Genomic DNA, 12,603 nt, shown 5'->3' with positions numbered 1-12,603 from the left:
CAAAACCATGTATTTTATGTCTGCTCAAATTAATTTTCCAAAAAGCGGAGAGTGTAGGAGAGTTGTTTGTTGACCGCGGACTATATTTACAAAAAGCATGGAATTGTTCAATCATTAATTAATATTTTTATACCAACCATTTAACCTTATGCAAGCATTATTAGGAGTTATTTTTCACTTTATCGGGGGATTTGCCTCCGGTAGTTTTTATATGCCTTACAAGAAAGTCAGAGGCTGGGCATGGGAAAGCTACTGGATCGTCGGGGGGATTTTTTCATGGCTGATTGTGCCCCCGGTGGCTGCTTACCTGACCGTTCCCGGATTCGCGGACATCATTCAGTCTACCGACATCTCTATTCTTAAAGTAACCTATATCATGGGGGTGCTGTGGGGCATCGGTGGTCTTACCTATGGTTTGGGCGTGCGTTTCCTGGGGATGTCTTTAGGCAACTCCGTCATCCTGGGTTTTTGTTCTGCATTCGGTTCCCTTGTCCCTTCTATTTATTATAACTTTGTGCCTACCGCGGGCAAAACGTCTTTTACAGATATGCTGGCCGATACAGGCGGTCAATGGGTGTTGGCAGGGGTAGTGGTTTGCCTGATCGGTATTGCCATCTGTGGTAAAGCCGGGATGATGAAAGAAAACGACCTGGATGAAGAGGCCAAACAGAAAAGTGTTTCAGAATTTAACATTTCCAAAGGATTAATTATCGCTACTATATCAGGAATTCTCAGTGCTTTTTTTAACTTTGGCATTGAAGCCGGAAAACCCATGGCAGAAGAGGCGGTGGTAAGGGGTTTTAATCCTTTGTTCCAGAATAATGTGATTTACATTATTTTACTCTGGGGCGGACTGACCACCAATTTTATCTGGTGCATGATCCTTAATTTCAGAAATAAAACGTTTGGAGATTATAAAAACCCGTCGACACCGCTACTGAAAAACTACATATTTTCGGCCCTGGCCGGAACCACGTGGTTTTTGCAGTTTTTCTTTTACGGAATGGGAGAAAGCAAGCTTGGCAACGGAGCCAGCTCGTGGATTCTTCACATGGCGTTTATTATCCTGATATCAAACTTATGGGGCATATTCTTGAAAGAATGGGCCGGAGTAAGCAAAAAGACAATCACAACCATCAGCATAGGCATCGGCCTTATTGTCGCATCGGTGCTGATTGTCGGATATGGCAATTCAATTTAGGGTGTATTATGGAGTACAATCTACAATTGAGAAAGGGGAGCTCCGGCTCCCTTTTTTTATGCAACCGGCTCAATATTTTTCACTATTTTTAGCACCACAAACCGAACAAAAATGAAGTGTCTCCGGAATATCCTTTTTCTATTGCTGCTGCCGTGGGCAGGATTTTGTCAGTTAAGCACCAGGACCGCCAGCTACGATATTGAGGTCAGTCTGGACCCTGAAAAGAAAACCCTGACCGGGAAACAGACCCTTACCTGGACAAATCCTTCTGATGATGTCATTACTGAACTGCGGTTTCATATGTATCTCAATGCCTTCAGAGATGAGAAGTCCACTTTTATCAAAGAATCAGGAGGAAGGCTCAGGGGGGATAAAATGGAAAAAGGAGCTTACGGAAATATAGACATCACCGGAATCAGGGTCAGGAATGGCGAAAACCTGCTGCCATCCATGCAGTTTGAGCAGCCTGATGACCTCAACCTGAACGATAAAACCGTCATGAGTGTCAGACTGAGTAACCCGCTTAAAGCCCGTCAGACCATTGTGCTGGACATTTCATTCAAAGCCAGGTTACCAAAGGTTTTTGCCCGTACCGGACGGGCAGAGGGAGATTATTTCCTGGCCGGGCAATGGTTTCCGAAGATCGGCGTCTATGAAGCGGCCGGAGTCAGATACGCCAAAACCGGGCAGTGGAACTGCCACCAGTTTCATGCCCATTCTGAGTTTTATGCAGATTTCGGGAATTATAATGTGAAAATCAATGTCCCTGCCCGGTTTACCGTGGCTGCTACGGGTCTGCTGAAATCTGAAAGTAAAGAAAAGAACAAGACGAAGACCTTACATTTTAAAGCAGACGATGTGCATGATTTCGCCTGGACGGCTTCTCCTCATTTCAAGGTCTTTGAAGACAACTGGAAAGGCGTAAAACTCAGGGCCGTTATGCAGCCGGAACATGCTTCTCAGGCCGGAAGGTATTTTGAATCGGTGAAACTGGCCCTTGATTACTATGAAAAAGTCATGGGGAAATACCCGCATCCTGTATTGACCATGGTTGACCCTCCTTTAAACGGTTCGGGTTCAGGCGGTATGGAATATCCCATGTTTATCACCTGCGGCTCCTTCTGGGGCATCGGCAAATGGGCGAAATTTGCGGAACTGGTCACTGTCCATGAATTCGGGCATCAATATTTTCAGGGGATCCTGGCCAGCAATGAGTTTGAGGAATCATGGCTCGACGAAGGTTTTAACCAATACATGGAAGGAAGAATCATGGACGAAAGCTACCCCGGAGGCTCTCAGATTAACTTACTGGGTTTTAAGGTCAATGACGCCGAAACCTCCAGAAACAGCTACGTGTCCCTTAAAAATCCCAATATCACGGAAATTTTCAGAAACTCCTGGGAATATCCAGGAGGCACTTACGGCGTGATGACTTACCAGAAAACCGCTACCTGGATGCATACCCTTGACCGGCTGATCGGTCGGAGCGTCATGGATGAAGTGCTGAAGACCTATTATCAGAGATGGAAATTCAGGCATCCGTGTGCACGTGACTTCATTGCTGTGGTCAACGAGGTCGTACCCAGGCGGTTAGGCAATAAATACGGCAGAGATATGAACTGGTTTTTTGACCAGGTTTTGTATCGTGCCCCATCGTGCGACTACAAAGTAAAGTCTGTTACGAAAGAAAAACAGGTGACGATAGAAAGGGCCGGAGAGATGTTTATGCCCACGGAGATTTTGGTAACATTTGAAAACGGTGACGTTGAAATGGTCAACTGGAACGGGAAAGACCATATCAAAACCTTTATTTTTGATCAGCCGGTCAGCAGTGTAAGCATTGACCCGGAACAAAAAAACATGATGGACCTGAATTGGATCAACAACAGCTATGCCGTAAAACCCGGCACCTTGCCCGCTGCCAAATATGCCGCAAAGGTCCTGTTCTGGGTACAAAACCTGATGCTGATGTTTGCCGGATTATTTTGAAACCATCAGACTCCTACTTTGAGAGCTTCTTTTCTGCGGTAAAACAACAGGTAAACCAAAGCCACCAAAGCAAAGATTACAGAAACAAGGATAGCGTTAGGAAGGTTTTTCAGTTCGTTGTGGTAAATCAGCGTCGGGAAAAAAGCACCGATGCCGATTCCCGCCTCCAGGGCAATGTACATGGTCGCAATGGCCCGCCCCCGGTTGGCATCTTCGCATAAGTCTACGGTCCAGGCCTGGGTAATTGGCGAAATGATCCCCATAGAGATGCCGTATAAAGCAGCCGCACAGGTGAAAATGAACACATTGGTAGAGTAAGCCGTAAAGATCATGGCAATTACCAGGAAGATACAACCGATAATCAAGACCGGAACACGGCCGTTCTGGTCAGACCATTTACCCGCCACAAACCTGATCAGCAGGGAGGCCAGTGTATAAATCAGGAAGAAGAAACCTTTATTTTCCAGACCGATGGACTTACTCAGGTCGGGTGTCAGTGTGGCTACAGTTCCGAAAGTAAACGAAGTAAAGAAGACCACGATCACAACAGGGAAAACCGCCCAGTCAAAAATATCATGTCTTCCGATTTTGATAGATGATAAGGTGAATTTCTCCTTATGCTCTTTCGGAAGTGTCTCTTTCATGTTGACCAGGATCAGGATCGATAACAACGAAAAAGCCGATGAACAATAAAAAAGCACATTCATTGAAAACTCAAGAGCGATCCAGGATCCTATGGCAGGCCCGAAAGCCATGCCCAGGCTGCCGATCAGCCCGTGAATGCCCATAGACTCACCACGCCTTGTAACAGGGACAATATCGGCTATATAGGCGGCCGTGCCCGTAGGTTTAAAACCTGTCGAAAATCCGTGAACAAACCGCAGAAGTAAAAAAGGTAAAACCGTCGTCACAAGAGGATATAAAAAGCCGCAGACAAAACACACCAGCGATCCGAAAGCCATCACCGGCACCCTGCCGATCCTGTCCGTCAGTTTTCCGCTGAAAGGCCTGGATAAACCTGCTGTGAGTGTAAATAAGCTGATGATCAGACCCTTATATTCTGCCCCGCCCAGACTTGTCAGATAATCCGGCAACTCCGGAATAAGCATGTTAAAACTGGAGAAAAACAGGAAGGAGCTCAGACATAGCAGCCAGAACTGCAGGGTGAAAATACTATTGGACTTTTTCAAACGAAAATCTTTAAAAAATAAATTATATGCGTGGAAGAACGGAAATTACTGATCAGAAGAAATGACAATTCTGGCCCTTTCACAAACCCCGCCGATAGGAGGATTGAACTTGGAAACAGAAACCGAAACTTTTTTCACTGAAGGAAAAGAAGCCTGGATATTTGAAATAATGTCATGACCCACATGTTCAAGCAGCCTGTGCTTCTTTTGCATGACCAGGCTCACCATTTTATAAATATCCCCGTAATTAATGGTGTCCTGAAGCCGGTCGGATTCAGCAGCTCCACTGAGGTCGGCATCTATACTGACATCAATGGAGTACTTATTTCCAATACGCTGTTCTTCGTCAAAATGCCCGTGATAGGCAAAAAACTCCATTCCTTCCAGAGAAATCAGGCCCATGTGTTAATTGAAATTATCAAAGAAAGAACCGCCCTGTTTTTTTTCTGCAATCACATCATTGATGCTTTTCGGAACAACCACCTCAGGTTCTGCCTTTTCATTTTTCTCTGTCATGGCCTTTCTGATCGCTGCTTTTACTTTATTGACCTTATCAAGCATCTCTTCTGTAGAAGATTCAGCTGTTTTTTCTTCTGCCGGAGCTGGCTTCTCTACCGCCTTGGCCTGCTCTTCCACTACTTTTCTGCCGGCAATAAGCTCGGTTTTCAATGCCTCCAGTTGTTCCCACTTACCGGTTTCAGCCAGCATCGCCTGTTCAACCCACGAAGTAGGGTCATGCATCGCAAAATGCGGCCCGGCAGCCTCAAGAATATCTTTAATACGGTAAACCGGGGTATAAGCCAGGTCTCTGAAGGTTTTTATACCTGAAGCACTCAGCAGATCCTTGATTTTCGGTCCGATACCTTCGATGATCTCCAGGTCCTGCACAGCGACAGGCTCAGGCTCACTGATGATTTCATTGGCTGACGAAGAAAAACTACCCACAGAAATAACTTCTTCTTCCTCTTCGATTTCCTGTACCGGCACAATCTCTTCTTCGATTTCTTCCACTACCGGGGCAAAAGTTTCTTTCTGAACGGCCGTTTCCGGAACCACCACTTTAGGGATCTCCGGAATGTTCCCGAAATCATTTTTTTCAAAGGTACTGACTCTTTGAATGGTACCGTTGGCTATTTCTTTCAGTTGATTCAGGATTGATTTCTTAAAAGTTTCAAGTTCCGCAAACTGATTCTCAAGATCCCTGAATTCGTTTTTGGCCGTCATGCTGATAGACACCGCCTTTTGTTCGGCATCTTCAATCATTACTTTGGATTGATGACGGGCATCTTCCAGTATTTTATTGGCTTCGTCCTGTGCACTTTCAATTTTCCTGTCAGCTTCAACCTTGGCATTCTCCGTGATCCTGGAGCTGGTATCTTCTGCTGTTCTGAGTGTTTTGATCAAAGTCATTTCAACTTCCCTGAGTTTGGAAGCTTCTTTCTCGGCAATATCAAGCTGCATTTTAAGCATCTTGCTGTCATTAGTCAATCTTTCCCATTCCTGTGCCAGGTTCGAAAGAAAAATGTCCACTTCCTCAATATTATATCCTCTGAACGATTTTTCAAATTCGTGTTGTTTGATTTCCAATGCTGTGATTTTCATTTTGGCGAGATTTATTTTAAATGTTATTGTTTTTTAATTTAAGGCACCATTTTGAAATAATCCAAAGTGTAATTGCTTTATTTCTGCAAAATAACGAAAAAATGTACTCATATTAAAAAATATTCCACATTGAAATTGTCCTGTCATCGCTTGCAGCCAATAGTTTTTTTGAATCTTTAAGCCACAGCAATTTATTTATGGAAGTTCCGTGGCCCGGATGCCTCGCCCGGTCTATGACTTTCAGCAGCCGTAAACTGTAGGTGTCCCAGATTTTGATGGATTTGTCCATACTGCAGGTCGCAAAAAGATCGGTGTCGCCCAGCATCACCATGTCATTGATAGTGAACAGGTGAGCCGCCACGTCATTGACTTCGTCATAGTCAGTTTCGGCATACCACGACTTCAGGTGGGCATCCCTCGAGCCTGAAATCAGGATTTTCTCATCCTGGCTGTATGCCAGTGTAAAGACCGAATTGTTGTGTCCCGAAAGCGTATATTTGAGCTCATAAGTGTCAAGGTCAAAAATCCTGATTTTGTGATCGCTGTAGCCTGCCGCCAGCTCATTCCTCGAACGATTGACCGCCAGGGTCCTCACACTCCGGTCCGAAGCCTTCAGGTGCTTTTTAAAACTCAGCGTTTCCTTGTCGATCACATGGATCACGCCTTCTTTGTCACCGAGAAACAAAGCCCCCCCGTGACTTTTAAGGTCGAAGAAGGTCGTCTTTCCTATTTTTAGTGATTTCAGTTCTTTCTTATCGGCAGGGTCGATCAGGTGAATGCCTTCAAAATTGTTGGCTACCCATAGTTCATTCTTTTCGTCGTCAAACAACAGCGTGTAGATAGAGTTTCTGGCCTGGACAATCGGCCTGCCCAGGTCGGGCGTATCAGCATTCCATTCCACCACCATGCCGTCTCCCGCTGCAGAATAAAAAACGTTCTCTTTTTGTGCTTTCGACAAGGTATACACACAATCCCTGTGGCCGGTGAAACTGTCTATTTTTTCGATACGAAATGTCATGTTTTTCAAAAAATATTTTCAAAAAGAGGTTTTTATATGCAACTTACAGCCAAAAATCAATGGCATGCCTGTCCTTATCAGCAAAGAGTACAACAACGGGATTAAATTATTAGTTTGGGAATTGGCAGAAACGAGCGAAGAACTTCTCACCCTTCTACCTTCAGATATCCTTTTAAACGCAGATTTATCAAAAATATCGCACCCTCAGAAACAAAGGGAGTTTTTGGGAAGCAAAGTGGCCGTGGTGGCCCTGGCCGGTTTATTGAAACTTGATTTCAGAGGGACGGGAAAAGACCAGGACGGCAAACCTTACCTTATAGGATCCGGCTGGCAGATGTCGGTGACCAATTCTGCAGACTACATAGCGGTGGTATTTCATCCCAAATACGACATCGGCATAGACATTGAAAAACCCAGCCTCAAAATGTGGAATATCCTGGAAAGGATGTTTACGCCCGTAGAGGTCAAAGCCGTAGGAGATAATCTCAACACCATGTCCGTTTACTGGTCGGCTAAAGAAGCCTTGTATAAATTATATGGCAAGCGTAAAGTGGATTTCAGGGCCAACCTGGCTATTTACAGAAAAGAAGACCGGCTTTTCGGCTACATAAAAATGCCCGACCATGAGGCCGAGCACCAGTTAATTATTGAGGAAGTGAATGACTATGTTCTTGTAATTGCGATCTGAATACCTGCTTAAGCTTTTTCTACCACTTCGTCAAAAGAAATAGAGTAATGTGATTCGTCGTAAACACTTTCTCCGTTTTTGATCAGGATCACCTGTGGTGACTGATGTTCTACCTCAAAAGTTTCAGCTACCTGGTTGGATATCTGACGGTTGGCGATCAGGTCAAGATAGTAAGGTTTTACACTTTTGGCTGATTCGTCTTTCCAGGCCCTTTCAAACCTGCTCAGGGCCATGGCACTGATGGAACAACGCGTGCTGTGTTTGAATATAACGACCGGCACATCAGCCGATTCTGATTTTATAGTTTCCAGTTGTTCTATGGTTTCCAGTTTATTCCAGTTCATCTTTGTTAAATCAATTATGAAAGAGAAACATCATTATGATTCAAAATAGTTTCAGTATCACGGAATAGTTCAATTTAATGTTTGTAAAAATATTATTTTTACTTATATCTTCCTTCAACTGTCCAATTTCTTAAAACACGATATTATCAATCAGCCTGACCCCGTCCAGGAATGCGGCGATCACAATAGCGGTCTTTTGTCCCTCCGGCTTTTTTTCGATAGGATTCAGGGTATCAGCTTCAACGATCTCATAATACTCCAATGTAAACTCCGGGCTGTTTTCGTACCATTCCACCACCTTTTGTTTGGTTTCCTCTACATTCAGGCCCTCAAACAGGTATTTCTGACCGATCAGCAGCGATTCGAAAATCTTGGGGGCCACTTCCCTGGCACTAGAACCCAGCCTTCGGTTCCTCGACGACATCGCCAGCCCGTCGTTTTCGCGTATCGTATCACACACGATCAGCTCCAGGTCAAAACTCAGGTCCTTTACCAGTCTTTTTACCACTGCGACCTGCTGAAGGTCTTTCTGCCCGAAATAAGCTTTGGTGGGTTTGACGATATTGAAAAGTTTGCTCACCACGATCCCCACGCCGTTAAAATGCCCCGGCCTGAATTTCCCTTCCAGGATTTGTTCGAGGTATCCGAAGTCCATTCTCAACACCGGAGTTTCTTCATACATTTCCTCTGCCGACGGAGCAAAGACCAGGTCACAGCCTGCTGCCTGCAGCATTTTGCAGTCTTCTTCCAGTGTTCTCGGATATTTTTTCAGGTCCTCAGGATTATTGAACTGCGTGGGATTCACAAAAATGCTGCAGACCACGATATCGTTTTCCAGTTTCGCCTTTTCGACCAGGGCAATATGGCCCTGATGCAAAGCCCCCATGGTAGGGACAAACCCGATGGATTTGCCGTTTTTTATCTGATTTTTAAGGAATTCTGTTGTTTCGCTGATGTTTTCTATAATGACCATACTATCGTTTTAAGGCTTTCGTTTTTGTCGTAATGTTCCTGTTTTTTTCGAAAAGTAGCAGATTTCAATTTAAAACAGGTATTTTTGCAAAAAGAAAAACACAATTTAAGTAATGAGAATATTTGTTTTATTGTTTTTGGTGTTCAGACTCCACGCACAAACCGCCTTTATTCCTGTCAAAGGACTGGAGAAAATCACTGTAGCGAGTGAAGAAGATTATTGGCTGACAGAACTTACCCCTTTAACCGACCTGGATGAGATTGTTTCATTTATTCATAATGATCCGTTTAAGAACCAGTTTATCGGTTTTATTCCTGCCGGCAATCCTTTGGTAAAGGAAATCTCCGTTAATTCGTTTTACGGCGTCAGAAATCACCCTGTGCATAAAATGATGAAATTTCACAGGGGCATAGACCTGCAGGGCAAAACCGGTGAACCCATTATCAGTACCGGAGAGGGCGTGGTGATTGACTGCGGCTTCAGGGCTGACCTTGGTAACTTCGTAAAAATCAAACATAAATACGGTTTTGAGTCAATTTACGGTCACCTGAACTCCATTGGAGTAAAGAAAGGACAGGTAATTACCAGGAGCCAGAAAATAGGCACTTTAGGAGCGACAGGCCAGGTAACCGGTCCGCATTTGCATTATACCCTCAAAAAGAATGAGGTTTATCTTGACCCCTTTGATTTCCTCTTTATGAATTTCGAAAGACAGCTTTAATTTTTTTCATAGCCTGTCTTTTTTCTTCCGATGGTCATAAACATCACGGCCAGTAAAATCATCGCAGACGCCATCAGTGATTGTTTGCCGAAAGATTCACCTACAAAAAACCAACCCAGAAACATTGCCACTACAGGATTGATGTAGGCGTAAGTCGAAGTCAGCAGGGGAGGAGCATTGTTGATCAGCCAGACATAGGCAGAATACCCGATAAACGATCCGAAAATGATCAGATACCCGAGAGCCAGGTAAGTGGTGTTGTTCATGCTTTTAATGGCCTCTACCTGGTTTTCTTCTGCCAGCAGGCTGATGATTAAAGCCACTGCACCTCCTGAGATCATCTGCAGGGCTGTAGACTGAAGCGGGGCAGGTTGTTCCGTCTTCGAAGAAATGACAGTACCCAAAGCCCAGGAAATACTCCCCACAAACACGATTAAAGTCGGGAACACCGGAATAGCGGCATTTCCGACAGATTCGAAAGGATTCATCAGGAAAAGAATGCCCACGATACCCAGTACCAGGCCGATTCCCGAGAGCAGGGAAGGGGCTTTGCGGCTGAAAAAGATAAAGTCAAGCACAAAGGTCCAGAAGGGCATCAGAGCCACCAGCAGGGCCACAATGCCGGAAGGAATATATTTAATGGAATAGGCCACACTGCCCGTGCCGATACCACTCAGCAGAAAACCGATCAGCGAAGCCCCCCAGAACTGCTTTTTCGTCGGGAGCGGCTGTCCGATTAAGAGTGTAAACCCGAAGAAAATAGTCCCCCCGATGAGGAAACGCATGGAAGTGAGTAACAGGGGCGGTAAAACCTCAATCCCGTATTTGACACCAAGATAAGTGGACCCCCAGATAAAATAAACCAGCCCTAAAGAAGTGAAGAGTTTGGTCTGATAAGAAAAATGTAGTTTCATATTAAAAAATACAGCCCTGCTTCAAGCAAGGCTGTAAACAAATGTATACAATGCAAATGCTATTATTCTACGGTTACCGATTTTGCTAAATTTCTTGGCTGATCCACATTCCTGCCACGCATGACGGCGATGTAATAAGACAAGAGTTGTAAAGGCACAACTGTCAGCAAGGGCATCAGGATTTCGTGGGTATTCGGGATTTCGATCGCAAAGTCAACCATCTTTTTGACATCCACATCACCCTCCGACACGATCGCAATAACGCGGCCTTTCCGGGCTTTTACTTCCTGGATATTCGATACCACTTTTTCATAAGAACTGTCTTTGGTGGCAATGAACACCACCGGCATGTCCTCGTCGATCAGGGCAATCGGGCCGTGCTTCATTTCTGCGGCCGGATAGCCTTCTGCATGGATATAAGAGATCTCCTTCAGCTTCAGAGCCCCTTCCAGTGCCACGGGGAAATTAAGCCCCCTGCCCAGGAATATAAAGTTGGACGCAAAAGTAAACAGCTTGGAAATGTCCTTGATCTCTTCTGCTTTCTGAAGGATCTGTTCTACTTTCTGAGGGATAGCCGCCATTTCAAACAACAACCTTCTGAACGTGTCTTCGTTGATGGTTCCTTTGGCTTTGGCAGTGGCAATGGCCATGAGCGTAAGCACCGTCACCTGTGCCGTAAAGGCTTTGGTACTGGCTACCCCGATCTCCGGTCCTGCATGGGTATATACCCCCGCATCGGTGATCCTCGAAATAGAAGAACCTACCACATTACAAACCCCAAGAATAACAGCTCCTTTTGACTTCGCCAGCTCAAGAGCGGCCAGGGTATCGGCTGTTTCACCGGATTGTGAGATGGCAATAATAAAATCACCTTCTTTGATGATGGGATTTCGGTACCTGAACTCTGAAGCATATTCCACTTCGACGTTGATCCTGGCCAGTTCTTCGAAAAGATACTCACCCACCAGACCTGCATGCCAAGAAGTGCCGCAGGCTACAAAAACAATACGCTTGGCCTTGGCCAGCTTATCGATATGATTTCTCAGTCCGCCCAGAAGGATCAGGGCTTCGTCGGCATTCAGCCTCCCTCTCATACAGTCGGCAATAGACCTCGGTTGTTCGAAAATCTCTTTCAGCATGAAGTGGTCATATCCGCCTTTCTCAATGGCCTCAAGTTCCAGTTCAACCGTCTGGATAAACGGATCTTTTTCCTGGTTTTCCAGGTTCTTGATATTTAATCCTTCGTCGTTTACCACAGCAATTTCATAATCGTTCAGATAAACCACGTCTTTGGTATATTCGATGATCGGTGTGGCATCAGAGGCAAAAAAGAACTCATTTTCGCCTACACCTATCACCAGCGGACTGCCTTTTCTGGCGGCTACCAGTTGTCCGGGAGTTTCAGCGTCCATCACCACGATGGCGTAGGCCCCAACCACTTCCTGGAGGGCCAGTCTTACCGCTTCTTCAGTACTGCAGTTTTTGTTTTTCTGAATGTCTTCAATAAAATTTACCAGGACTTCTGTGTCGGTCTGGCTTTGGAATTCATAGCCTTTTTTGATCAGGCTTTGTTTGATGGTCGAGTAATTCTCAATGATTCCGTTGTGAATGATAGCCAGCCTTTTGCCGAAAGAGTAATGCGGGTGAGCGTTCACATCGTTGGGTTCTCCGTGGGTAGCCCACCTGGTGTGCCCGATTCCGATGGTGGCGTGAAGGACTTTGTCGGCTATTAAAGCCTCAAGGTCAGCTACTTTGCCTTTCTTTTTATATATTTTTAATCCGTCACCGTTCAGCAGGGCGATTCCGGCACTATCGTACCCACGGTATTCCAATCTTTTAAGTCCTTTCAGAATGAGAGGAGCGGCCTCTCTGTTCCCTACATAAGCAACAATTCCGCACATAGTTTTGAGATTTAATTAAAATAGTACAAGTATATCCAGATTTTTAAACCAAAATTATTAAA

Annotated in this window: 12 protein-coding genes; 4 read left to right on the top strand and 8 right to left on the bottom strand. The window is 45.0% G+C overall.

Features of this window, described 5'->3' with window-relative positions; all coding sequences use genetic code 11:
• Positions 1–148 precede the first annotated feature (148 nt).
• Entirely contained in the window at positions 149–1,201 is a 1,053-nt protein-coding gene (rhaT, locus tag GVN16_RS02215; protein WP_166562193.1) for an L-rhamnose/proton symporter RhaT, read from the top strand.
• A 111-nt stretch (positions 1,202–1,312) separates the two neighbouring features.
• Complete coding sequence (locus GVN16_RS02210) at positions 1,313–3,190, top strand: M1 family metallopeptidase (RefSeq protein WP_166562192.1); 1,878 nt, start codon at positions 1,313–1,315, stop codon at positions 3,188–3,190.
• A 5-nt stretch (positions 3,191–3,195) separates the two neighbouring features.
• On the opposite strand, the gene GVN16_RS02205 is transcribed toward GVN16_RS02210, so the two are convergent.
• From GVN16_RS02205 to GVN16_RS02190, 4 genes are all read right to left on the bottom strand, one after another.
• Entirely contained in the window at positions 3,196–4,380 is a 1,185-nt protein-coding gene (locus GVN16_RS02205) for an MFS transporter (protein ID WP_166562191.1), read from the bottom strand.
• A gap of 45 nt (positions 4,381–4,425) precedes the next feature.
• A complete protein-coding gene (gene folB, locus GVN16_RS02200; protein WP_166562190.1) occupies positions 4,426–4,782 on the bottom strand; it encodes a dihydroneopterin aldolase in 357 nt (118 codons plus the stop codon).
• A gap of 3 nt (positions 4,783–4,785) precedes the next feature.
• The gene (locus tag GVN16_RS02195) at positions 4,786–5,982 is read right to left on the bottom strand and encodes a DivIVA domain-containing protein (RefSeq protein ID WP_166562189.1); all 1,197 of its coding nucleotides are present in this window, start codon (positions 5,980–5,982) and stop codon (positions 4,786–4,788) included.
• A gap of 112 nt (positions 5,983–6,094) precedes the next feature.
• On the bottom strand, positions 6,095–7,000 hold the full coding sequence (locus tag GVN16_RS02190) for a WD40 repeat domain-containing protein (RefSeq protein WP_166562188.1): 906 nt from the start codon (positions 6,998–7,000) through the stop codon (positions 6,095–6,097).
• Positions 7,001–7,064: 64 nt separating this feature from the next.
• Between GVN16_RS02190 and GVN16_RS02185 the strand changes: the two genes are divergently transcribed.
• Positions 7,065–7,688, top strand: coding sequence for a 4'-phosphopantetheinyl transferase superfamily protein (locus tag GVN16_RS02185; RefSeq protein ID WP_166562187.1), 624 nt, complete (start codon positions 7,065–7,067; stop codon positions 7,686–7,688).
• An 8-nt stretch (positions 7,689–7,696) separates the two neighbouring features.
• On the opposite strand, the gene ytxJ is transcribed toward GVN16_RS02185, so the two are convergent.
• The gene (gene ytxJ, locus GVN16_RS02180; RefSeq protein WP_166562186.1) at positions 7,697–8,032 is read right to left on the bottom strand and encodes a bacillithiol system redox-active protein YtxJ; all 336 of its coding nucleotides are present in this window, start codon (positions 8,030–8,032) and stop codon (positions 7,697–7,699) included.
• Positions 8,033–8,162: 130 nt separating this feature from the next.
• Positions 8,163–9,005, bottom strand: coding sequence for a pantoate--beta-alanine ligase (gene panC / locus GVN16_RS02175; protein WP_166562185.1), 843 nt, complete (start codon positions 9,003–9,005; stop codon positions 8,163–8,165).
• A 112-nt stretch (positions 9,006–9,117) separates the two neighbouring features.
• Here panC and GVN16_RS02170 point away from each other — a divergent pair, with 112 nt between their 5' ends.
• On the top strand, positions 9,118–9,726 hold the full coding sequence (locus GVN16_RS02170; RefSeq protein WP_166562184.1) for a M23 family metallopeptidase: 609 nt from the start codon (positions 9,118–9,120) through the stop codon (positions 9,724–9,726).
• On the opposite strand, the gene GVN16_RS02165 is transcribed toward GVN16_RS02170, so the two are convergent.
• Together GVN16_RS02165 and glmS are read right to left on the bottom strand one after the other, a co-directional pair.
• A complete protein-coding gene (locus GVN16_RS02165) occupies positions 9,723–10,640 on the bottom strand; it encodes an EamA family transporter (protein ID WP_166562183.1) in 918 nt (305 codons plus the stop codon). The genes GVN16_RS02170 and GVN16_RS02165 overlap by 4 nt on opposite strands.
• A 62-nt stretch (positions 10,641–10,702) precedes the next feature.
• On the bottom strand, positions 10,703–12,541 hold the full coding sequence (gene glmS, locus GVN16_RS02160) for a glutamine--fructose-6-phosphate transaminase (isomerizing) (protein ID WP_166562182.1): 1,839 nt from the start codon (positions 12,539–12,541) through the stop codon (positions 10,703–10,705).
• Positions 12,542–12,603 lie beyond the last annotated feature (62 nt).

The organism is Emticicia sp. CRIBPO (assembly GCF_009905725.1).
Lineage (GTDB): Bacteria > Bacteroidota > Bacteroidia > Cytophagales > Spirosomataceae > Leadbetterella.
Note: the sequence above shows the minus strand (reverse complement) of the source record. Positions and strands in the feature narration are given on the sequence as shown.

Excerpts from the sequence above, each read along its gene's own strand:
- panC (WP_166562185.1), bottom strand. The coding sequence starts at position 9,005 with ATGGTCATTATAGAAAACATCAGCGAAACAACAGAATTCCTTAAAAAT.
- rhaT (WP_166562193.1), top strand. The coding sequence starts at position 149 with ATGCAAGCATTATTAGGAGTTATTTTTCACTTTATCGGGGGATTTGCC.
- folB (WP_166562190.1), bottom strand. The coding sequence starts at position 4,782 with ATGGGCCTGATTTCTCTGGAAGGAATGGAGTTTTTTGCCTATCACGGG.
- GVN16_RS02165 (WP_166562183.1), bottom strand. The coding sequence starts at position 10,640 with ATGAAACTACATTTTTCTTATCAGACCAAACTCTTCACTTCTTTAGGG.
- GVN16_RS02185 (WP_166562187.1), top strand. The coding sequence starts at position 7,065 with ATGCCTGTCCTTATCAGCAAAGAGTACAACAACGGGATTAAATTATTA.
- GVN16_RS02195 (WP_166562189.1), bottom strand. The coding sequence starts at position 5,982 with ATGAAAATCACAGCATTGGAAATCAAACAACACGAATTTGAAAAATCG.
- ytxJ (WP_166562186.1), bottom strand. The coding sequence starts at position 8,032 with ATGAACTGGAATAAACTGGAAACCATAGAACAACTGGAAACTATAAAA.
- glmS (WP_166562182.1), bottom strand. The coding sequence starts at position 12,541 with ATGTGCGGAATTGTTGCTTATGTAGGGAACAGAGAGGCCGCTCCTCTC.
- GVN16_RS02210 (WP_166562192.1), top strand. The coding sequence starts at position 1,313 with ATGAAGTGTCTCCGGAATATCCTTTTTCTATTGCTGCTGCCGTGGGCA.
- GVN16_RS02190 (WP_166562188.1), bottom strand. The coding sequence starts at position 7,000 with ATGACATTTCGTATCGAAAAAATAGACAGTTTCACCGGCCACAGGGAT.
- GVN16_RS02170 (WP_166562184.1), top strand. The coding sequence starts at position 9,118 with ATGAGAATATTTGTTTTATTGTTTTTGGTGTTCAGACTCCACGCACAA.